Source organism: Jeotgalibacillus sp. R-1-5s-1 (assembly GCF_004405105.1).
Classification (GTDB): Bacteria; Bacillota; Bacilli; order Bacillales; family Jeotgalibacillaceae; genus Jeotgalibacillus.
The window spans coordinates 508275-530891 of the sequence record NZ_SORW01000002.1 but is presented as its reverse complement, the minus strand read 5'-3'; the positions used below and the strand labels follow the sequence as shown (position 1 = coordinate 530891).

Annotated in this window: 16 protein-coding genes; 13 read left to right on the top strand and 3 right to left on the bottom strand. The window is 40.9% G+C overall.

All coding sequences use genetic code 11. From position 1 onward, the window contains the following. The first annotated feature begins 298 nt into the window (after nt 1-298). The 8 genes from E2491_RS02605 to E2491_RS02570 all read left to right on the top strand — a co-directional run bounded on the left by E2491_RS02605 (nt 299) and on the right by E2491_RS02570 (nt 12294). Nucleotides 299-1324: an EAL domain-containing protein gene (locus tag E2491_RS02605; RefSeq protein ID WP_134372228.1), complete on the top strand. Its 1026-nt coding sequence runs from the start codon at nt 299-301 to the stop codon at nt 1322-1324. Between the two features lie 301 nt (nt 1325-1625). Continuing rightward, the gene (gene nhaC / locus E2491_RS02600) at nt 1626-2999 is read left to right on the top strand and encodes a Na+/H+ antiporter NhaC (RefSeq protein ID WP_134372226.1); all 1374 of its coding nucleotides are present in this window, start codon (nt 1626-1628) and stop codon (nt 2997-2999) included. A 123-nt stretch (nt 3000-3122) separates the two neighbouring features. Beyond that, nucleotides 3123-6218 carry an efflux RND transporter permease subunit gene (locus tag E2491_RS02595; RefSeq protein ID WP_134372224.1) on the top strand — a complete coding sequence of 1032 codons (3096 nt, stop codon included), beginning with the start codon at nt 3123-3125 and terminating at the stop codon, nt 6216-6218. A 222-nt stretch (nt 6219-6440) separates the two neighbouring features. Next, nucleotides 6441-7532 carry an SDR family oxidoreductase gene (locus E2491_RS02590; RefSeq protein ID WP_166805768.1) on the top strand — a complete coding sequence of 364 codons (1092 nt, stop codon included), beginning with the start codon at nt 6441-6443 and terminating at the stop codon, nt 7530-7532. Between the two features lie 250 nt (nt 7533-7782). After that, nucleotides 7783-8574, top strand: a complete 792-nt coding sequence (locus tag E2491_RS02585) for a TerC family protein (protein ID WP_134372220.1) — start codon at nt 7783-7785, stop codon at nt 8572-8574. 191 nt (nt 8575-8765) lie between these two features. Further along, entirely contained in the window at nt 8766-9509 is a 744-nt protein-coding gene (sigI, locus tag E2491_RS02580; RefSeq protein ID WP_134372292.1) for an RNA polymerase sigma-I factor, read from the top strand. Next, entirely contained in the window at nt 9509-10675 is a 1167-nt protein-coding gene (locus tag E2491_RS02575) for an anti-sigma factor domain-containing protein (RefSeq protein ID WP_134372218.1), read from the top strand. The genes sigI and E2491_RS02575 overlap by 1 nt, the downstream gene beginning before the upstream one ends. Nucleotides 10676-10944: 269 nt before the next feature. Further along, entirely contained in the window at nt 10945-12294 is a 1350-nt protein-coding gene (locus tag E2491_RS02570; protein WP_134372216.1) for a TrkH family potassium uptake protein, read from the top strand. 279 nt (nt 12295-12573) lie between these two features. Here the strand turns inward: E2491_RS02570 and E2491_RS02565 are convergent, their stop codons facing one another. Together E2491_RS02565 and E2491_RS02560 are read right to left on the bottom strand one after the other, a co-directional pair. Next, entirely contained in the window at nt 12574-14295 is a 1722-nt protein-coding gene (locus E2491_RS02565) for a B12-binding domain-containing radical SAM protein (RefSeq protein ID WP_134372214.1), read from the bottom strand. A gap of 169 nt (nt 14296-14464) precedes the next feature. Continuing rightward, nucleotides 14465-15487: an acyltransferase family protein gene (locus E2491_RS02560; protein ID WP_134372212.1), complete on the bottom strand. Its 1023-nt coding sequence runs from the start codon at nt 15485-15487 to the stop codon at nt 14465-14467. A 124-nt stretch (nt 15488-15611) separates the two neighbouring features. Here E2491_RS02560 and E2491_RS02555 point away from each other — a divergent pair, with 124 nt between their 5' ends. Further along, nucleotides 15612-17027, top strand: a complete 1416-nt coding sequence (locus E2491_RS02555) for an ATP-binding protein (RefSeq protein ID WP_134372210.1) — start codon at nt 15612-15614, stop codon at nt 17025-17027. Nucleotides 17028-17117: 90 nt separating this feature from the next. Here the strand turns inward: E2491_RS02555 and E2491_RS02550 are convergent, their stop codons facing one another. Beyond that, on the bottom strand, nt 17118-17987 hold the full coding sequence (locus E2491_RS02550; protein WP_371414446.1) for a carbon-nitrogen family hydrolase: 870 nt from the start codon (nt 17985-17987) through the stop codon (nt 17118-17120). On the opposite strand from E2491_RS02550, the gene E2491_RS02545 reads away from it, so the two are divergent. From E2491_RS02545 to E2491_RS02530, 4 genes are all read left to right on the top strand, one after another. Continuing rightward, nucleotides 17988-19172 carry a pyridoxal phosphate-dependent aminotransferase gene (locus E2491_RS02545; protein WP_134372206.1) on the top strand — a complete coding sequence of 395 codons (1185 nt, stop codon included), beginning with the start codon at nt 17988-17990 and terminating at the stop codon, nt 19170-19172. Between the two features lie 41 nt (nt 19173-19213). Next, nucleotides 19214-20245, top strand: coding sequence for a bifunctional metallophosphatase/5'-nucleotidase (locus E2491_RS02540; protein ID WP_134372204.1), 1032 nt, complete (start codon nt 19214-19216; stop codon nt 20243-20245). Nucleotides 20246-20293: 48 nt separating this feature from the next. Then, the gene (locus E2491_RS02535) at nt 20294-20743 is read left to right on the top strand and encodes a MarR family winged helix-turn-helix transcriptional regulator (protein WP_134372202.1); all 450 of its coding nucleotides are present in this window, start codon (nt 20294-20296) and stop codon (nt 20741-20743) included. A gap of 94 nt (nt 20744-20837) precedes the next feature. Continuing rightward, nucleotides 20838-22535, top strand: coding sequence for a M3 family oligoendopeptidase (locus E2491_RS02530; protein WP_134372200.1), 1698 nt, complete (start codon nt 20838-20840; stop codon nt 22533-22535). Nucleotides 22536-22617 lie beyond the last annotated feature (82 nt).

Below are 22617 nucleotides of genomic sequence, written 5' to 3'. Positions count from 1 at the left end.
TGATCCACCTTCATTATACAAATAAAACATGTATAACAGAGGAACCAGAGAAAAATCTGGTTATCTATACTATACGAGCGGAGGGTGGGTCTAGCCCGATTTTTACAATAGGATACTGAACTGCTCTAGATAGCGTGATTCCAGTTTCCATATAATCAAATTTACTCACTTCCAAAAAATCCTGAAAAATTCACAAAAAAAGCATTATCATTTTACTAAATAGGAATAAAGTATGTATATATAGGGTAGATGTATAAAAGTTAAAGCAATAAATAAGGGATGGGGAGTGACAGTAAAGATGAAATCACAATGCGTTCACTGTGGAGTATCTGTCAGCTTTGATGACAAAGGAACTTTTTACGTTAAGGCTAATGAAAGTGAGATCTCAAGGCTGAGCTTCAATTTTGATCATGATAAAGGTGTATTTTACCGCGACTATACAAGTCTGAAGGAAATAGAAATAATACTTGCAGAAATGGAAGAGATGCTTGACGCTGAAATTCAGTGTGGTGTTTCAAGCAATGGTCATCTTACCCGTTACATGCCAATGCACTTATTTTCAGTGAGACTTAGACATAGAAATACTGTACACTTCATTCAGCATGGCAAAATGATCAGCCATCTGCAGCCGATTATGGATATTAAAAATGGAGAACTGTATGGTTATGAATCACTGCTGAGGGCTGATAAAGATGAGAATCCTATATCTCCTTACGAGCTGTTTCAGGTAGCTAATGCCGCTGAGATGCATTCGCTTCTGGACCAAAGAGCAAGAGAAGAAGCCATTAAAGCAAGAAAAGAAAAAATTGATCCAGGCGTAAAGAGCTTCATCAACTTCTTGCCGTCTACTATTTATAACCCTGAATACTGCCTCCGTCATACGTTTCAAATCGTAAACAAGTATAATGTGGATCCACGGGATCTTGTTTTCGAAGTAGTGGAGACTGAAAAAATCAATGATGTTGATCATCTAAAGAAAGTTTTTAAAACATACAAACGTGAAGGCATGAAGGTTGCACTTGACGATGTCGGAGCTGGTTTTTCTACAATTGATATGTTAAAAATGCTTGAGCCCGACTATGTTAAAATTGACCGTTCATATATATCCTTCTGTGATCAGGATCATCAGAAACAGGATTTTCTTCATCGGGTTTATCAAACATCTGAACAACTTGGTATTAAGGTGCTTGCTGAAGGTATGGAAAGAAATGAAGAACTTGAAATATGTAAAAAAATCGGTTTTGATCTTGGGCAGGGTTACTTGATCGGAAAACCTTCCGAAAAAGCGATCGTTCCGGAGTTGAAAAAACCGTTTGCTTCATGAAAAGACTTGACTGAACGTACAAATGTGTTAATATAGCAGTATTCTTTATCACTTAAAAGCGTTTAAGTGAAACAGTATATTGCGATGATCCGGCAGACGGAGTAGATGTGAAACAGGCAAAAAGCAGAGACTGAGTGGGTGGTGGAAACTCAGGCCTTTTCAATCATCGAATTACACCTGCCATAATGGATGTACGATTCAGTTAAGAGAGCGAAAGCTAATTTGGGTGGTACCGCGGAGAAACCTTCGTCCCAGTGTTACGGGATGAGGGTTTTTTCTGTATTTCTAAGGAGGATGTTTTATGGAGAGAATTAAAGGTGAAATTACGCCGACGTTAGTTGAAGCAATTGGTTTAATTGTAATAGTAATAGGAATGATGTCAGTTTCCATGATCGGATTTGGAGCGGTGCCTCACATTCCGATGATTGGGTCCATCATTGTCTTGTTCGTATATGGATTGTTAAAAAAAGTGTCATTTAAAAAAATGCAGACTGGACTGGCAGAAGGAACAGTATCGGGAATTAATGCTGTGTTTCTGTTTCTCTTTATTGGTTTACTGATCAGTGCTTTATTGATTTCGGGTGCGATTCCTACACTGATGTATTACGGTCTTTCAATGGCTGAGCTTCCATTTTATTTCGCCATTGTTTTTGCGGTTACTTCCATCATAGGAATCAGTATTGGGAGTTCGTTAACGACTGCGGCAACACTGGGTGTCGTATTCATCAGTATTTCTTCTGCCCTGGATGTTTCTTTAGCCATTACGGCAGGGGCTGTTGTTTCAGGTGCTTTTTTCGGGGATAAAATGTCTCCATTATCAGATACCACTAACCTGGCTTCAACGGTAGTAGGTGTTGATCTTTTCGAGCATATTAAAAATATGTCCTGGACAACTGTACCGGCGTTTATCATCTCGCTGCTTTTATTTATGATTCTTTCACCGGAAGCTTCAGCAGCAACGAGTGAAATTGAGATGATCAGAGGTGCATTAGAGCAGTCCAACCTGGTCCATGTTTACAGCCTGTTACCAATCGTACTGCTCTTTATATTGGCGATCAGAAAAATACCTGCGCTGCTGTCGCTTATCATCACAAGCTTGTTTAGTATTGCACTTTCGTATGTTCATACTGCTACTCCAGTGGACCAGCTTTTCGGGATTCTTTTTGGAGGATTCTCAGCTGACACAGGAAATGAAGCTGTAAATTCCCTGCTATCAAGAGGCGGGCTTGAGTCTATGTTTTTTACAATCTCACTCGTTTTATTAGCTCTCGGATTGGGTGGAATGCTTTTCAAAGCAGGCGTTATTCAAAAGATTTTCTCAATGGTCCGTTCAAATGGTAACCGGGGAAAGGTTCTGCTGCAGGCGGGTACAACGGCTGTTGGAACAAATGTGCTTGTAGGAGAGCAGTATTTATCCATTCTTTTAACTGGTGAAGCATTTGCCAAAAGAGTGGATGAATCAGGGTTAAGGAGAAAGAACTTGTCCAGAGTACTTGAAGATGCCGGGACCGTTATAAACCCTCTTGTTCCATGGGGTGTTTGCGGCGTGTTTTTAACCGATGTTTTAGGAGTGGCAACACTTGATTATCTTCCGTTTGCGTTCTTTTGTTTAATTTGTCCATTGCTGACGATCCTGTTCAGCATCACAGGATGGACAATCTCGAAAGCTGACTAGATAAAGCATTTGATCATATTGTGAACAACCGTATTTAAAATTGATAAACGACACACGAGTCAGTATAGTGAAAGATAGAGTAAAATGCTGGTTTTGTGTAATCAGCGGAAGGGGCGTTAACCGTTGAATCTAAGTCGATTTTCAATTAGGCGGCCAGTGTTCACCATTGTCACAATGCTGCTTGTTATTTTATTGGGAACCATCTCCCTTACGCGGATCCCAATTAAACTGATTCCGGATATCAGTCCACCGGTTGCGGTGGTTGTTACTTCCTATCCGGGTGCAGGACCTACAGAAGTACTGGAAAAAGTAACGAAACCAATTGAGTCTCAGGTGGCGTTACTGCCGGGTCTTAAAAATGTATCTTCAACTTCTGAAGAGGGCTCAAATCTCGTATTTCTGGAGTTTGACTTTGCAACAGATATTGATGAAATTGAAAGTGATATTCAGCAGGCTGTTTCACAGTTTGAAGTGCCTGAAGGAGCAAATGATCCAAGGGTATTAAAATTTGACCCTTCCCAGTTTCCGGTCATTCAGTTAAGCCTTCGATCATCTGATACGGAAACAGACATCAGAGAACTGGCAGAAGAACTGGAGCTTGAATTAACCCGAACAGAAGGTGTGGCAAGTGTAGATATTTCCAATTCACTTGCTGAAGAAGTACGCATTCAACTCGATCAGGATCAGCTGCAGGAATTCGGACTTTCACAAAATGATGTTTTGCAAACGATTCAATCAAATAATGTATCCTTCCCGGGTGACCCGGTTGAAACGGATGGTAAAAATCTCACAACTCGTATACTAAGTACTTTAACATCCGTTGAGGATATTGAAACATTGCCTATTACCGTAGATCCGGTTTCGGGTGAAGATATCACGGTAGCTGATGTTGCAGAAGTAACGCTTGGTGAAGCCGAGCAAAACGTGATTACGCGGGCAAATGATGAGCAGGCTGTTCTGATCAGTGTACTGCAGGAATCAGATGCAAATACAGCTGATGTTTCTTCAGCATTCAAAGAATCACTCGATGAATTACTTGCAGAAGACAGGTATGAATCCATCACTGCTGACGTGCTGTTTGACCAGGGTGATTATATACAGCTAGCAATTGGCAACATCGGAAATTCACTGATTGTCGGTGGGCTATTTGCCATGATTGTACTGTTTCTGTTTTTGAGAAATGTAAAAAGCCCTATCATTATCGGGGTTGCGATTCCTTATTCAGTTATTGTGACGTTTGTTCTGATGTTTTTCTCTGATTTCTCACTGAACATCTTTACACTCGGTGCGCTGGCACTTGGTATCGGAATGCTCGTTGATAATGCCATTGTCGTGCTCGAAAATATATACAGACATCTCTCGATGAAAAAAGATCCGAAGACAGCTGCAGGAGATGGAGCAAAGGAAGTAGCTAGTGCGATTACAGCCTCAACACTGACCACGGTAGCTGTTTTTGTTCCTGTAGTCTTCATTGAGGGACTGATTGGGGATTTATTTACTGAATTTGCTTTAACGATTTCATTCAGTTTATTTGCTTCGCTCGTCGTCGCATTGACAGTTGTGCCAATGCTTGCAAGCAAACTTTTAAAAGAACCGAAACAAAACCTTGAAAAAATCCGCAGAGAATCCCGCTTCCTTAAGACATTTAATGGAACAGTTAAATGGTCTTTGAAGAGACGCTGGGTACCAATCCTGATCATGGTTGGACTTCTAGGAGTCGGCGGATACGGCATTTCTACTGTAGGAACTCAATTCCTTCCTGCAACAGATGAAGGATTCTTCAGTATTCGAGTCAACCTTGAAAATGGAACGGCCATCGAGGAAACGGAGCGGGTTGTTGCAGCAATCGAAGAGGAGCTTCGTCAGGAAGAATCCATCGATGTATATGTCAGCCAGATCGGACAAACACAACAAGGTTCGTTTGACGGAGGAGCTGACGGATCTATTGCAGATATATCTGTAAAAATGGTTCCTTTAGGAGAACGTGATTTGTCAGTATTCCAGCTCATTGAAAATATAACAGATGACATCGAGGATGCCGCGCTTGCTGTTAATGAGACTGCTGAAGTGTCAGCATCACTTCAGACTGCTACTGGTACCTCTCCGCAGACTTTATCATTTGACGTTCGTGATACAAATGAAAATCGCCTCGACGAATCAGTGGCACGCATTGAGGAAGCCTTGCTTGAAATGGATGCGATTACTGAAGTGGAAACGGACCTTGAAGACACAGTTGAAGAAGTTCAGCTTGAAATCAACCGTGAGGAAGCAAGAGAGTATGGTTTTGTACCTGCTCAAATCGCTCAGGAAGTAAATGCTGTTACAAGAGGAACACTTGCTACACAGATTATTACAGACGACTCACAGGTCTACAGTGTATTTATTCAGTATGAAGAAGAAATAGCTAATACGCTCGAGGGACTTGAGCAGCTGGCGCTCCGTGCACCGAGCGGACAATTTGTTGAACTGCAGGAGCTGGCTGATATTACGATTGCAGAAGGACCGGTGTCCATCCAGCGTATTGATCAGCAGTCAGCGGTTGGATTTACCGCAACCTACACCTCTGCTACAAACCTTGGTGCTATTTCAACTGAAGTGGATGAGGTCATAGCTGATCTTGATCTGCCTGAAGAAACGGAAGTAGTATTTGGTGGAGACCGTGAGTTACTTGAGGATTCTATTAACGATATGCTTTTAGCCGTGGTGCTGGCGATCGTACTCGTGTATTTTGTGATGGCTGCCCAGTTCGAATCTTTCAAATATCCGTTTGTTATCATGTTTACAGTGCCGCTATCCGTTATAGGTGTTGCGATTGCACTGTTTGTCACACAGACTCCGGTCAGCGTAACCGCGATTATCGGTTTACTAGTTCTGTCAGGTATTGTTGTAAATAATGGAATTGTTCTTGTTGATTATATCAATCAGCGCAAAGCTTCAGGTATGAACAGTTATGATGCCATTGTCACCTCAGTACGTGACCGTGCAAGACCGATTTTGATGACTGCATTAACAACAATTCTTGGGCTGGTACCATTGGCAGCAGGAATTGGTGAAGGAACCGAGATTAACCAGCCAATGGCGATTACAGTTATTGGCGGATTGATCAGTTCAACGTTCCTGACGCTTTATATCGTTCCGATTATATACAGCTTTGTAGATAAAGAGACGAGAAAAATGAATAAAAAGAATAAAACTTCAGCAGCCCAAAAGACTGAATAAAACTTTTCTGCTGAAGAAAAAATGAATAAGTGCCTGAAAACCGTTGTTTTCATAGTGAATAACATAACGCTTCAATGATGAAGGGTGAATGATTTCGCTATAAAGTTACAACGCGATTTTCAGGCACTTTTATTGTATAAACCATTCTCTATTAAGAGGGATCACAGCTGATTCGTATATGCCAGCTTGATTTTGTATAATAACACCAAGGGGGAATGTGAATTGAAAACCGGCTATTTCGTGACAGGATTTCCAGGCTTTTTGAGCGAGCAGCTTTTAAAGGAATGGATTTCAGGAAGTGTATCAAAAAGCATTTATCTTCTCGTTATGCCGTCTATGCAAAAGCAGGCGTCAGAACGATTGGAAGAATTGAAAAAAATCAATGAATCGCAATCTGTCTTCCATATTGTACAGGGGGATATTACGAAACCTGACATGGGGATGACGCATTCGGCATCAGCGTATCTGAAAGATAAAATTCATTATGTGTGGCACCTGGCTGCGGTATATGATCTAGCTGTACCAAAGTCCACAGCTTTTCAAGTGAATGTAACAGGAACTCATCATGTTAACGAATGGGTGCGTACACTCCCGAATATCAAGAGATACGTGTATTTCAGTACTGCCTATGTGGCTGGTAAGAGAAATGGTGTTATTAAAGAAACTGAGCTGATCAGGCCTGAAGCATTCCGGAATCATTATGAACATTCAAAGTTTGAAGCAGAAGTGCTTGTTGAAAAAATGAAATCGGAAGTTCCAGTGACCATTATCAGACCTGCCATTGTCAAAGGCTCAACCAAAAGTGGAGATACCACGAAGTTTGACGGACCTTATTATCTGATGAATATCATTGATAAAGTAAAGTCCATTCCTGTTATACCGTATATGGGGAAAAGCAGCGCTAAATTAAATGTGGTTCCGTATGACTATGTTATACAGGCAGCAAATTATTTGGCACATCTCCCTGAAGGAGAAGGGAAAACCTATCATTTAACTGATCCATATCCTTACCCTGCCAGAGAAGTATACCGGTTTATTATGCAGGAGCAGGCTGGCAGAACACCTTCTTTTACGATGCCTGTAAAAGCAGTTCAGTTAACATTATCGATTCCCTATGTCCGGAAATATATTAAAGCGGAAAAGGAAGGGCTTGATTACTTCTTTTGGGAAGCTGAGTTTGATCAGAGTCAGGCAGAGGAGGATCTGCGACAATCAGGGATCGAATGTCCGGATTTTGTAAAAGCCATCCCATCGATGGTCCGTTTTTACGAGGAAAACAAACATGACAAAAGATTCCATCGTAAAATAAAATAAATATTGCTTTCTTTTACCAGCATGATATAATATCGTTAATCGAATATCACTTTGACAGTTGTCAAGGGGGAGTAGCTGTAGCTATGGAGCGTACATAGCTAATTATGGTCGTCATGACATGAACATTGCCGTTCATCGGCCATAATGGCATTCATTTGCTTAGCAAGACCTTTGCCTATTATTAGGTGAAGGTCTTTTTTGCTGTTTAAAAAGGCGATTCGGTTAAAAAATATAGTACGGAGGCGATTTTATGGATGCAGCATTGTTGCTGGAGTACGCATGGGTTCTTTTAATCCTCATCGGATTGGAAGGAATTCTTGCGGCAGATAATGCGGTTGTAATGGCTGTAATGGTTAAGCATTTACCGGAAGAACAAAGAAAAAAGGCATTATTCTATGGACTATTTGGGGCATTTGTTTTCCGTTTTGCTTCGTTATTCCTAATTGCTGTACTCATTGATGTATGGCAGGTTCAGGCTATTGGAGCGCTTTATTTACTTTACATCTCGATCAGTCATATTGTAAAACAGCTGATGACAAAAGAAGATCAGCTTACAGATGCTGCTGATGCTGAAAAAGCTGCTAAAAAAGGTTCAGGCTTCTGGATGACGGTATTAAAGGTTGAACTGGCAGATATCGCATTTGCCATTGATTCAATGCTTGCAGCGGTAGCGCTAGCCATTACCTTACCAGCTGTCGGTGCTTTTGATATCGGGGGCATAGATGGTGGACAGTTTATCGTTATTTTCCTTGGTGGACTGATCGGTTTAATCATTATGCGTTTCGCAGCACACTGGTTTGTTAAACTGCTTGGGAAATACCCATTACTTGAAACAACAGCCTTTTTGATTGTCGGATGGGTAGGGGTAAAGCTGGCTGTTCTGACGTTAGGACATCCGAACCTTGCCTTGATTGATACACACTTCCCTCATTCAACAACATGGAAATTAATTTTCTGGTCCGTTCTTGTCATTATTGCCGTAGGTGGATTCCTGCTGGCGAAAAAACGTGGTGGACAGGAAAGCACAAGTACAGCTCATTAATAAAACATAGAAAAACATTGCAGACTTTAATGGTTTGCAATGTTTTTCTTGATTTAGCATCATAAATTTATGATCATACCCCCATAACCCACTCTTTTATCACCGAATGTTTATATGAAAGAAAGCTTTATCTTCCATTCTACGGAATTTACCGTTACAATTCAGCTATAAGAGGCTGAATTGAGGTGAAGATGGTGATCCCATTTCTTTTACTTGGTATTTATAAGTTTTCAAACCAGTCTTCACTTGAAGACAAAATCGTGTTAATTCAAAATGGAGACCTGCAATTACTTAATGAAGTACTGCAGGATTATAAGCCCTATATTAAAAAAACAGTGTCTAAAATTTGCAAAAGATATATTTACGATTCAGATGATGAGTTTAGTGTTGGCCTGATTGCTTTTCATGAAGCCATTATGAATTATCATCCGGAGCGTGGAGCTTCACTTCTTACTTTTGCTGAAGTAGTGATCAGAAGAAAACTGATTGATAAAATCAGAAAAGACCAGAGAGAAAAAGCAAATCTAACGTATGATCGTGATGATAACGAATCAGCAGCAGGTGTTCATGAAACCTGGCAGGCCATGGAACACTTTCAGCATGAAAACACAGTAAGGGACCGTAAAGAGGAGATTTTGCAGTACAGTCAGGCGCTGATTCCTTATAAGCTTTCATTTAAGGAGCTGGCAGAACAGGCTCCTAAGCATTCAGACGCAAGGGAAAATGCCATTTTCATTGCAAGGCTCGTACAATCAAATGAAGAATGGCTCCGCGAATTAAAAGAGAAAAAAAAGCTTCCGATCAAAAAAATAGAAAAAAAGATTGATCTGAGCCGTAAAACAATTGAAAGAAATCGTAAATATATTATTGCTGTAGTCATTTTACTTGATGGAGATTTTCCATATCTTCAGGAGTATGTGAAGGGGAGTTTGTAATGAAAAAGGGAATGATCATGGAAATACATAAACGTCATGTTGTGCTGATGACAAGAAGTGGGGAGTTCTGTAAGGTTGCAAAACCGTCCGGATCTCTTTCAATAGGGGAGGAAGTGGTCTCTTACCCACTGGAACGGAGCCGGCTTGGCGCGTTATCCTCGATTGGAGCTCTGGCAGCAGTTGCACTGATTATGTTCTTCCTAATGAACCCCTATTTTAATGATGAAACCTATGCTCACATCGCAGTTGATATTAACCCAAGCTTTGAACTGCTGATTAATGAAAACGCTGAAGTGATTGAATGGAACGGTTTGAATGAAGATGCCGAGAAATTGAATCATCAGCTTAATCTGGAAGGTGAGAGCGTTCAGGAAGCAATGTCCGAAATTATTGCTGCCAGTGGAAAAGCAGGTTTTATTAATGAGAATAACGAAACGGTTACGGTCTCTGCAGTTTATACCAATGAATCATCCACTACCTTTCAACAAGAGATGAGGAAAATGCTTGATGAATGGTCTGACCAGGAAAATAAAATGAACAATACTGCTGCGATTTCGATTCAGGAAGGGACCGTTTCCGATCTTGCTGCTGCAGAAAAGCAGGGAATTTCCTTCGGGAAAATCATTACCGGAAAAACGACTGCATTGACTGCCCTGCCCCTGAAACAGCAGCCGGTTCTGCCTCCGCTTAAGAAGAAGGATGAGGAGAAAGTGATAACGGAAGCTCCTGAAAAAGAAGTAACAGAATCAGCCGAAATGAAAAATCCTGAAAGCTCAGATGCAGATAAGCAGTCAGAGGAGTCTCCGGATCGTAAAAATCAATTACCATCTGCTGCTTCACATGGGCAGAATATGAAGCAACAAAAGCAGGAACGTAATGAAGAAAGAAAACAAGAAAAGCAAAAAGATGAACCTGATAAAACAAACCCTGTTGTCAGTACAGACAGTGAGGACGGTTCTAATTCAAATAAAGAGAAGAAAAATGATAAGAACAATGACAAGCCCGATAATGAAGGAAAAGGTCCTGATGATAGAGGCAATAAAAACAAAGATAAGGATGATAAAGGTAATAAAAACAAAGGCCCGGGTAATAATAATGGAAACGGTAATAAAGGGAATGAGGATGGCCATCCCGGAAATGGAAAGAAAAAAGATAACAATGATTAATAACAACTAAAGTTAGAAAACCGGCGTTCACAGCTTCTCAGGTGAATGCCGGTTTCTTTTTCTAATTACTTTTCAGAAAATCTACATGGAAAAATCATTTCCATACACATGAAAATCAGATAAGCTTAAATATAGATTTTACAGCACGGTTTGTTCCTGTAAGATAGAGTGAGCAGTACATGATACATCTGGTCTGTCTGATGTTCGTCAGACGATTAAATTTATGATGGTCAGCTTTTTATTATTGGGGTTCAGAAAGGAATTATATTATGTGGCAAAGGTTTAAAAACAGAATCAGAATGCTGAAACCTGCTCAATTGATTGTGGCGTATTACTTCTTTGCAATCAGTTTGTCATTTGCATTGCTGAGGCTGCCTGGTGTGCATAAGCCGGGACAGGAAGTATCATTAATTGATTCATTATTTACGGCTGTGAGCGCGGTTAGTGTAACGGGCCTGACGGTAATATCTATATCTGAAGAGTATACAGTGTTTGGTATTGTTATGGTCATGCTGATCCTTCAACTTGGGGGAATCGGGATAATGTCTCTTGGAACCTTCGTTTGGCTCCTGATCGGGAAGAGAATCGGTCTTCGTGAGAGACAGCTGATCATGGTCGACCACAATCAATACAATTTATCCGGCGTCGTGAAGCTGATTATTGAGATTATCAAAATCCTGCTGTTGATTGAAGCAATTGGCGCTTTATTTCTGAGTGTGTATTTCACTCAATTTTACGATACCTGGAGAGAAGCGCTGCTGCATGGGCTTTTTGCCTCTGTATCTGCTACGACTAATGGTGGATTCGATATCACAGGAGAATCACTTGTTCCTTATGCTAACGACTATTTTGTACAGGTTATCACGATTTTTTTAATCATTCTGGGCGCGATTGGGTTTCCTGTATTGATTGAACTAAAACAGTTTTTATCGAATAAATCAGGACATTTCCGTTTTTCACTTTTTACGAAACTTACCACACTCACATTTGGAATCCTGCTCGTTATTGGAACGGTTTTAATTTTTATTATCGAGTATAATAAGAGATTTGCTGATGTCAGCTGGCACGAGGCTTTCTTTTATTCCTTGTTCCATTCAGTTTCGACAAGGTCTGGCGGTCTCACCACGCTTGATGTCAGTACGTTTTCAGAGCCCACTCAGCTTGTTTTAAGTCTGTTAATGTTCATCGGTGCTTCACCAAGCTCCGTTGGTGGAGGGATTCGGACTACAACTCTTGCCATCGCCGTCTTGTTTTTGGTTAATTTTTCAAGAGGGCGAGAACAGATTCAGGTTTTTGGGCGTGAAATTCATCTGATTGATGTGTTCAGGTCCTACGTTGTGATTATTCTGGCGACAACAATGTCGATGCTTTCCATTCTTCTTATTATGATTTTTGAAGAGCAAAGTCTGATTTCAGTCATTTTTGAAGTCACCTCTGCTTTCGGAACTTCCGGTATGTCGATGGGTATTACGCCATCACTCTCTACGCCAAGTAAGTTTATTTTAATGATTCTCATGTTTGTTGGGCGTGTAGGACTGATTTCCTTCCTCTTTATGATTGGAGGAAATAATAAAAAAGAAAAATTCCATTATCCAAAAGAGCGGGTTATTATTGGTTAACTTTTAAAGTTTTTATAATCGTGCAGGCGACATCCTTCGCTTTCCGCGGCCGCGCGGTGAGCCAGCTAGTGCTACGCACTACGCTGTCTCACCTGTCGCTTCTCTGCCGCAGGAGTCTACGGATGTCGCCTGCACTTTTTAGAGTTGAATCGTGAGTGAATTTTACAGTAAATCTAATGTTTGGAAGGAAATGCTTTTTACATTATAATTGCTGGGATTTAAAACAGGGGGAGACAGTATTTTGTCTCCCCCTGTTTAATATGAGTCATTTCCATAAAGTTATATGGTTTTAAGTTTACTTGTATTGTACTCAAATTCAAATATCATTACTGTGCCCTGAGGCGGATAATAAGCAAGAAGGTATTGATGATTAAACCCTTTTTCAAGAACAGTATGCTTATGGAGCTCTTTTTGGTTAAGGCTAAGTTGTTCAAAGGCGGATCCTGCAATGGACGGCTGATCGGTTAGCAGCCCGTACAGTTCTTTTTGCCAATCTTCATTTTCCGGCTTGCTCCACCATGCTTTACGCGGCTTTTGTTTTTGATTCATCAGATAATCTTTTTTCATCAGATGTTCAGTGTATGGTACAGCGTCAGGTTTGGCCGTTTTCAGGAATGTGTGAAGTCTGATAAAAAGATCCTCAAGCTGGTGTCCGATCCTTGCCCACCCCTGACGATCCCAGAATGTCCCGAAATCCTGAAAGAAATCAAACGGAGTATCAAATACTTCCGATGTAAGGTAGTGGATCGTCTCATCCATTCTGTGATCATTCCAGTACTTCTCAAGAACGTCTTCAACATGTTTTATTCGGATCATATCATCAAACGACAGACAATTATTCTTCAGAATTTCATAAGGTGCATGGTCCATATAAACATAATCATGACTGGCTGCGTTAATTCTCAAACCGGTTCCCCGAAGCATTTTTAAAAATCCAAGCTGAAGTTCTTCCGGTTTCATAGCAAATACATCATTGAAGGTCTTTTTAAAAGAATCATAATCCTCTTCGGGTAAGCCGGCAATTAAATCAAGGTGCTGATCAATTTTTCCGCCATCACGCACCATCGTAACAGTTCTTTTCAGTTTTTCGAAATTCTGTTTCCGTTTTACAAGCTCATTTGTTTCATCATTCGTTGATTGAACACCGATTTCAAAACGGAAAAGACCGGTTGGAGCATGATCATTAAGATATTGAATCACTTCAGGACGCATAATATCTGCTGTGATTTCAAATTGAAAGACAGTTCCGGGCAGGTGTTCTTTGATCAGGAAATCAAACATTTCAAGTGCATAGCTTCGGCTGATGTTAAAAGTCCGGTCAACAAACTTAATGATTTTTGCCCCGTTATTCATAAGAAAACGAATCTCTTCTTTCATCGCTTCACGATCAAAATAACGTACACCGACTTCAATCGATGACAAACAGAACTGGCACTGGAACGGACAGCCTCTGCTCGTTTCAACATACGTAATCCTTTTTGATAAGTGAGGAAGATCCTCTTCAAACCTGAATGGAGAAGGCAGCTCCTTCAGATTGATTTTATTTGTTTGAGGGTGAACTTTTACTTTACCTTCCTTAAGATAGGCAATGCCATTTACCTCATCAAGCGTCAGCTTCCCATGAAGGTGTTCGAGCAATTGGTTGAAAGTTTCTTCACCTTCACCAACGGCGATGTAATCGATCTTACCGTCAAGACGTTTCAGCCAATAGGGAACGTCATAGGAGACTTCAGGACCACCAATGATTATTTTTGTATCAGGTGAGATTTTCCTAAACATTTCAATGACCTGGATCGTTTCTTCAATATTCCATATATAACAGCTGAAGCCGAGTATATCGGGTTTTCCGGAATACAGATCTGAAACAATATTAATCAGGGGATCTTTTATCGTATATTCTTTCAATTCGATCGGATAGTTTTTGGAATAGCTTTTTAAGTAGCGGATGGCAAGGTTTGTGTGAATATATTTAGCATTTAATGTGGATAGTACAATTTTCATTTGAAGACTCCTTTTTTGGCAATACGCTCTTATTTTACACGAGGAGTGCATTGGGGACAATGGGAGGGAGGATCGTTCTTTATAATGAATGTTTTTATTAATGACTGTTTATTTTTTCCTCATCTGATGTTAAAATAGGAAAAAATGTGAATAGCGGCTTATTATGCCGCTATTTCACATCAGGCTTTTTAACTAAAAGTTTTCGCGCTCTTGCTGCCCTAAGCTCTACGATAGGCTGGCTGATTGCCGCCACCCATTTTGAGGATAGGATGATCGTCAGGGCAATGGACGCTGCAAGGATAATGACAAGGGACAGATATGGATTAACGATTAAATCGATTCCGCTCTCCCTGTACAATTGAATAATAAACCCGTGGAAGAGGTAAACGTATAGCGTATTAACCCCCCACTTCGTGAAAAAGGTTTTTGATTCCGGTGCCAGTGAAAAGAAAGCTGCTGTCAGATAAAAGCTCATTGCATAAACGCTTAATCTCAGCAGCGGGCTTGTTTCAATCGGCATGCCAAGGTCCTCGTATGAATGAGAACCGAACAGCCACCTGCTGCTGAATTCCGGAAGCACAATCATAAATAAAAAAGCGACAACAAGTGAAAAGGCAGAAACGAGCTTTAGATTTCTTGATTTAATACGGGTGAAAAACGACCGGTCAAGGTAAAATCCTGCCAGGAAAAACGGGAAGAACACAAAAGTTCTCGATAAACTCAGTACGGACGAATAATCATTTACAAACCCGATTAACAGTCCAATGATTATACTGGTCAGCATAGCGATTTTCGGCTTAAGCTTAAGGACATGGTTGAACAATAGCAAAAGCAGACTCCAGAAAAACATGCTGATTAGAAACCAGAGGGACCACTGAGGGTTCAGTGGGTCAATTTCAAGGTTTTGCTCATTTCTAAGGAAATAGTAATAAACTGAATAAATGACCTGAAAGATCAGATACGGAATAATCAGCTTTTTAAATAGTTTAAAAAGCAGACCGCTTTTATAGACACCTTTTGCGAAATAGCCGGCAATCAGGATGAATGCTGGCATGTGAAAAAAGTAAATTGTCTGGTAAACCCCCATTAAAAGGGGATCCTCCTGCGTAATACTTTGAATAGCGTGACCAAACACCACTAGAAAGATTAACAAAAACTTGGCGTTATCAAAAAAATAATCACGACTGGACATATAAATCACCACTCTTCTTTGCTAGTCATTTTGTTTCATTACCCGTTTACCGTAAGAATAAATCTGGTGAAATTGGCATAAATCCTAATCAGGATAGTATCTTTAGTGAAAATGAGGGATTAACATGCGATTATCCAAAAGAATAGATCAGCAGGAAACTGATCAAAACCTCCTGAATAACGGGAATGAACTTTCAATCGCCAAGACGATTTTACACCATATGAAAGAAAGTGCCATTCTTTTTAATCAAAAAGGCAATATTCTTTTTGTGAATTCTACCACTAAGCATGAATTTGCAGATTATTGGGCTCAGGGACGAAACCTGTTTCAATTAATGGATACAAAAAGCACTGCATGGCTCCGGAGCTGTGTGAATATTAAAAAGGAAAGTGAATACCTACTGAAAATTCAAAGGGATGGGAAAGAAGATTTGCTGATCGAGTTTTCTTTTGTACCCTTGCATTTTCAAGATATTTTTATGCTGATCCTGAAAAAGGGAACGGCTTTTGACTATGCTGAGCAGGAAACGATTGCACACGTTTTTGATAAATCTGTCCACGGACTGATCATCACGAATAAATTTCACAAAATCGTAAAAGCAAACCGCTTTGCCGAAAAACTTTTTCAGCTTCATTCCCAGCAGGATAAAGATTCTTTTGATTTGGTAAAATTGATCGATCAACATGTCCACAGCATTAACACTAAAAGATTTAAGCAGCAGCAGGGGATGTATCGGCCTGAAAGATTATCAATCAGTGTGATCGCGTTTAATGACGGTTATTACGAAGTCAGCAGGGCAGAAAGTATTTATCAGGATTATGATTTGTACGTGATTCGTGATGTCACCGGGATTGTGAGCATTTTAAATCAGGTGGACAGAAATGATACCCTGAAAGTTGTCGGTCAGCTCGCAGCTGGTATTGCCCACGAAATCAGAAATCCTATGACATCTCTAAAAGGGTTTATACAGTTGCTTGAAGCTGCCCTTAAAAATGAGCATTCAATGTATTTTAATGTGATTACATCTGAACTACAGCGAATAGAGTCCATTATGACAGAATTTTTGATGCTTGCGAAACCAAAGGATAGTAAGACCATCAGGTTCAATTTGTATGATATCATTCATGATTCAGTCGAACTTATGAAGCCGCAGGCTGTCATGCACGACATTGAACTTAACATGCTCTCTTCGAGTGAAAACGCTTTCATAAAAGGAGACCCGAATCGTTTAAAGCAGGTTGTCATAAATCTGATTAAGAATGGTATTGAAGCCATTGAAGAGAAGGGGATCATTCAGATTAACATTGAACAGCATCAGGAGCAGGTTGTCGTCTTAATAAGGGACAATGGGTGCGGAATTTCTGAAGACAAACTAGGAAAACTGAATGAGCCGTTTTATACAACAAAGGAACACGGAACAGGGCTGGGTCTGCCTGTGAGCTTCAAAATCATTGAAGAACATGGCGGTTATGTGGATGTGAAAAGCACGGAAGGTGAAGGAACTGAGTTCAGCCTTACTTTTCCGCTGGATGCTGACTGAAAAAGCGCTGCTGGTTACACTCTATATTTTCACACATAAAAAAGTGGAATGATTAGAAAAATCATTCCGCTTTTCAGTGTATTTATACGATCAATAAAAATCAGGTCTGCGATCTTCAAAAACAGGTATTCTACTGCGGACTTCCTTTGACACTTCCAAGTCGATTTCAGCATACAAAATTTCTTCCTGATATGAAGCGATAGCGATTTCCTTTCCCCAGGGGTCTATCACGATGGAGCGGCCGCCAAATTCATTATCTGGATCCGACCCAACCCGGTTGCAGGCAATCACATATGACTGATTCTCAATCGCACGTGCTTTAAGGAGCGTCAGCCAGTGATCAATTCTTGGAGACGGCCATTCAGCTGATACAACAATTACTTTTGCTCCCGATAAGACCGGCTTCCTGATCCATTCCGGAAAGCGGATATCATAGCAGATGAAGCCGGCAAACTCAGTACCTTCCAAAAGGAAGCCTGGTTCATCCTTGCCGGGCTGAAGGAAATGATGTTCGTTCATTAGTTTGAACAGATGAAGCTTACTGTACTCATGCACAAGATCTCCGTTTCTGTCCACAACAATCATCGTATTAAAAACGCCCTCATCCGTCTGTTTGGCAAAAGACCCTCCAATCACATTAACCTGATAGGATTTAGCAATTTTCTGCAGAAACGCTGTTGTCTGTTTCCCGTCTTTGTCCCCAATCTCATCCAGCCGGGTAAGGTCATATCCGGTTGTCCAGAGCTCCGGTAGCACGATCGTATCAGTCTCATCAGCATTTATATTTTTCATCCACTCTGAAAGCTTTTCATAATTTTTTTCAGGATTTCCAAACACGATATCCATCTGGAAAATGGCAATATTCATAACGTCCACCTGCTTTCCATAATAATCTTTACATTCGCACTTTTCCGTTATAACATTTACAGCAAAGATTGGAAAGTGGATAGGAGTGTCAATGTGAAGAAATTTGAAAAAGCATCAAGAATTCATCAGTTACCGGAACAGTTTTTTGCCAAACTTTCCTCGAAGGTAGCGAAAAAAGTTCAGGAAGGGCATGATATTATCAACCTCGGTCAGGGGAATCCGGACCTTCCGACACCGGACCATATTGTAAAAAGGCTTCAGAAAGCAGCTGAAAACCCTTTGAACCACAAATACTCGCCATTCAGGGGTATGCCATACATCCATCAGGCTGTTGCAGATTTTTACGAAAGAGAGTACGGGGTTTCAGTTGATCCTGAAACAGAAGTGGCTGTTCTATTTGGGGGCAAGGCTGGCCTTGTGGAGCTGCCGCAATGCCTTGCGAATGCAGGGGACATCGTGCTTGTTCCGGATCCGGGTTATCCGGATTACTGGTCAGGGGTATCGCTTGCGGAAGCTGAAATGTATATGATGCCTTTATTAGAAGAGAATCAATTCCTTCCTGATTACAGCAAAATTCCTGAGCATATTGCTGATAAAGCACGTTTACTCTTTATTAATTATCCTAATAATCCAACGGGAGCGACTGCTGATGAAGCATTTTTCAAGGAGACCATTGCGTTTGCAGAAAAGCATGATCTTTGTATCGTTCACGATTTTGCCTACGGCTCCATCGGGTTTGATGGGATCAGACCGCCGAGTTTTCTGCAGGCTGAAGGAGCAAAGGAAAATGGTCTTGAAATTTACACGTTGTCAAAGACTTTTAATATGGCGGGCTGGCGGGTTGGTTTTGCAGTAGGCAACCCTTCCGTTATTGAGGCCATCAATGTTTTGCAGGACCATTTGCATGTCAGTTTGTTTGGTGCTGTCCAGGAAGCTGCTGAAGAGGCGCTGATTGCATCTTATGAACCCGCCCTTGAATTGTCTGATATCTACGAAAGCAGAAGAAATGTCATGGTACAGGCTTTCACAGAAGCTGGCTGGGATGTCACAGCACCAAACGGTTCTTTTTTTGCCTGGTTTAAAGTTCCGGACGGTTTTACTTCTGAGTCATTCAGTGATTATCTGCTGGAGCATGCCAACGTTGCAGTAGCACCTGGTGTCGGATTTGGTGAAGCGGGAGAAGGTTATGTCAGAGTGGCGTTATTGGCGACTGAAGACCGGATTAAAGAAGCAGCAAAACGCATTCAGCGTCTCGGGGTTTTCTCTACGGTAAATTAATAATCAGACGATCATAATCATATTAAGAGGAGGGATCAGGGTTGAAAGCAGATCAGACTGAAATTGTGATTCTCCAAACAAGTGATGTTCATGGGCATGTCAGAGATGCCACCGTTTGGGGTTTGAAAACTGCATCTCACGGATTGGCAAGGATCAGCTCATTTGTCAAAAGGGAGAGAGAAAAAGATCCTGATCTTCTTCTTTTAGATAGTGGTGATATGCTTCAGGGAAGTCCGCTTGCTTTTCACTATGCACATTTTAATGACTATATGCCAAACCCCCTTATATCCGTTATGAATCACCTGAGCTATGATGGAGCAGTGATTGGTGAGCATGACTTTGATTATGGGTTACCGTGTGTCAGCAGGGCAGTAAGCCGCTCCTTTTTTCCATGGCTCTCGGCTAATGTTGTTCATAAAGTGACAAAGGAGCCTTATTTCGGTTTTCCGTATACGATCAAAAATATCAGAGGAGTTAAGATCGCCATACTCGGCATTACAGCTTACCGGGAAAGCGGTCATGAGCCTTGTATTGTAAATGATGTCTTATACGAAGACGCATTCGACGCAGTGAAACGCTGGATTCCGTTTATTCATGAGACAGAAAAGCCTGATCTCGTGATCCTGAATTATCATGGAGGAATGAATGATGTAGCATGCGACCATAAATCCGGTGCAGTGGATCAGGGCTTGGAAATTGCACAATCGATTGAAGGGATTGATGTGATGCTGACTGGACGCCAGCATCGGCTGGTCTGTAATAAAATCCACGATAAATGGATGATTCAGCCGGGTGCATTTGGACAACATGTTGGGAAAATATCGATTCTGATGACGAAAATGGGCAACTCCTGGAAAGTTGAACAAACCTCAGGACAGCTCGTTGATATGAAACAATATAGCTCTGATCCCGAAATCGAAAAACTTGTATATTTTCAGGAGCTTGAAGCAGGGAGATGGCTCAATGAACGTTTAGTCAAAGAAACCGCCGGTCCAAAAGGATCTGATAGCAACATAAAAGTGGCTGACTGGATAAAAAAGGCGACTCCTGAGGATTTTATTGACTTCTTTTAACAGCCCCGACTATACTTTAAAAGAAGATGAGACAAAGGACTGACAAATATGACAGAAGCGACCGATTATAAACAATCGTTGAAGCTTTTTATCGTGCTTTCCCGCGCATATAAAGCGATCAATGAATCAAGCAACCAGTTTTTTCAGGCGAAAGGTCTAAATCCGACTGAATTTGCTGTGTTGGAGCTTTTATACCATAAAGGCAGGCAGCCACTGCAGAAAATTGGTGGAAAGATTCTTCTTGCGAGTGGCAGTATCACGTATGTAGTGGATAAGTTAGAGAAAAAAGGGCTGATCAGAAGAATTGCATCTCCAAAAGACCGCCGGGTAACCTATGCTGAAACAACTGACGAAGGAAACCGTTTTATGGCAGAGATTTTTCCGGATCATGAAAAAAACCTGCATGAATTAATGGCAGCTCTTTCGGATGAAGAACAGCAGCAGGCAATCGAACTGTTAAAAAAGCTTGGTCTTTCCATAAAAGATTTATCTTACTAAACCCGTTGAAGAAAATGACTGGACGGGTTTTTTGTAATGTGTAAAAGGGTTTGCGCTTTTTTTATTGAATGTAAGAAGATAAGGGGGAGTATACATGCAAAAATTTAATGATTATCAATATAAACGTCCTGATTTTGCTCAGGCGAAAATGACGTTTGAAGAACTTCTGACTGCTTTTACAGAAGCCGGATCAGCTGAGGAGCAAATCGCAGCGATCAATAAGCTGAATACATACCGCAACAACATCTCAAGTCAGTATAACCTGGCGTTGATTCGTGCATCTGTTGATACAAACGACGAATTTTATCAAAAGGAAAAAGACTATTTTGATGAAGTGATGCCAAAGTTTTCTGAGCTTGAAACCAATTATTATAAAGCGCTTGTCGCATCACCATACAGGGACCGCCTCGAAGAAAAGTACGGTAAGCAGCTGTTTGAGCTCGCTGACTTTTCAATTAAAGGCTTTTCACCTGAAGTGATTCCGTTGTTGCAGGAAGAAAACAAATTAACATCTGAATATTCAAAGCTTGTCGCCTCTGCTGAAATTGACTTTGATGGAAAAACGTTAACACTGGCTCAGCTTGATCCTTACACAGAATCGACAGACAGAAGCATGAGAGAGAAAGCTGTTAAGACAAAATTTGATTTTTTTAACCAGCATGCCGAAAAATTCGACCGGATTTACGATCGTCTCGTAAAAGTAAGACATGAGATTGCGCTAAAGCTTGGTTACAAAAATTTTGTTGAGCTCGGCTATATTAGAATGCTGCGTATTGATTATAATGCTGAGATGGTACAGACTTTCAGAAATCAGGTAAAAGAATTTATTGTTCCTCTAGCCACTAAACTCAGAGATAGACAGCAAAATAGAATCGGCGTTAATGAATTGAAATTTTGGGATGAATCTCTTTCTTTCCTGTCAGGAAATGCCGCTCCTAAAGGCGATCCTCAGTGGATCATTGATCGCGGAAAGGAAATGTACAGTGAACTCTCACCTGAAACAAAAGAGTTTTTTGATTTCATGAATGAGCGCGAGCTGATGGACCTTGAAGCGAAAAAAGGAAAAGAGTCTGGCGGTTACTGTACGTTTATTGAAGATTATGAATCGCCGTTTATCTTCTCGAACTTTAATGGTACATCAGGGGATATTGACGTTTTGACCCATGAAGCCGGTCATGCATTTCAGGTATATATGAGCCGTCACCTTGAAGTACCTGAATACAGATGGCCGACCCACGAATCAGCAGAAATTCATTCTATGAGCATGGAATTTTTCACATGGCCGTGGATGGAAAGATTCTTTGAAGAACAGACAGAAAAATATAAGTTTTCACATTTGAGCAGCTCTTTGCTGTTTCTTCCTTATGGCGTAATGGTGGATGAGTTCCAGCACATCGTCTATGAAAATCCGGATATGACACCTGCTGAGAGAAAAGCAGCGTGGAAAGAACTTGAGAAAACGTATCTTCCTCACCGTGATTATGGTGACCATAGTTATCTTAACGAGGGTGGATTCTGGCAGCGTCAGGGCCACATTTACGAAGTGCCGTTTTATTATATTGACTATACACTGGCTCAGATTTGTGCGTTCCAGTTCTGGAAAAAGTCACGTGAAAATCACGAATCAGCATGGGCAGATTATCTGCATTTATGCAAACTTGGCGGATCTCTTCCGTTTACAGAGCTTGTAAAGGAGGCAAACCTTCTTTCACCATTTGAGGAGGGCTGTGTGGAGTCAGTGATCGGGGAAATTGAACTCTGGCTTTCATCAGTGGACGATCAGAAGCTTTAATGGAAAGAGGATTGGGTTTGTTTAAAATTAGAAAATCCGGTCCGGACTCACCCTCCGCTTTCCGTGGCCGGGCGGTGAACCC

What these genes read in the sequence shown, in the direction of transcription:
- E2491_RS02605 (WP_134372228.1), top strand. Translation starts at nt 299, where the DNA reads ATGAAATCACAATGCGTTCACTGTGGAGTATCTGTCAGCTTTGATGAC.
- E2491_RS02560 (WP_134372212.1), bottom strand. Translation starts at nt 15,487, where the DNA reads ATGTCCAGTCGTGATTATTTTTTTGATAACGCCAAGTTTTTGTTAATC.
- sigI (WP_134372292.1), top strand. Translation starts at nt 8,766, where the DNA reads ATGGTGATCCCATTTCTTTTACTTGGTATTTATAAGTTTTCAAACCAG.
- E2491_RS02555 (WP_134372210.1), top strand. Translation starts at nt 15,612, where the DNA reads ATGCGATTATCCAAAAGAATAGATCAGCAGGAAACTGATCAAAACCTC.
- nhaC (WP_134372226.1), top strand. Translation starts at nt 1,626, where the DNA reads ATGGAGAGAATTAAAGGTGAAATTACGCCGACGTTAGTTGAAGCAATT.
- E2491_RS02535 (WP_134372202.1), top strand. Translation starts at nt 20,294, where the DNA reads ATGACAGAAGCGACCGATTATAAACAATCGTTGAAGCTTTTTATCGTG.
- E2491_RS02570 (WP_134372216.1), top strand. Translation starts at nt 10,945, where the DNA reads ATGTGGCAAAGGTTTAAAAACAGAATCAGAATGCTGAAACCTGCTCAA.
- E2491_RS02530 (WP_134372200.1), top strand. Translation starts at nt 20,838, where the DNA reads ATGCAAAAATTTAATGATTATCAATATAAACGTCCTGATTTTGCTCAG.
- E2491_RS02575 (WP_134372218.1), top strand. Translation starts at nt 9,509, where the DNA reads ATGAAAAAGGGAATGATCATGGAAATACATAAACGTCATGTTGTGCTG.
- E2491_RS02565 (WP_134372214.1), bottom strand. Translation starts at nt 14,295, where the DNA reads ATGAAAATTGTACTATCCACATTAAATGCTAAATATATTCACACAAAC.
- E2491_RS02585 (WP_134372220.1), top strand. Translation starts at nt 7,783, where the DNA reads ATGGATGCAGCATTGTTGCTGGAGTACGCATGGGTTCTTTTAATCCTC.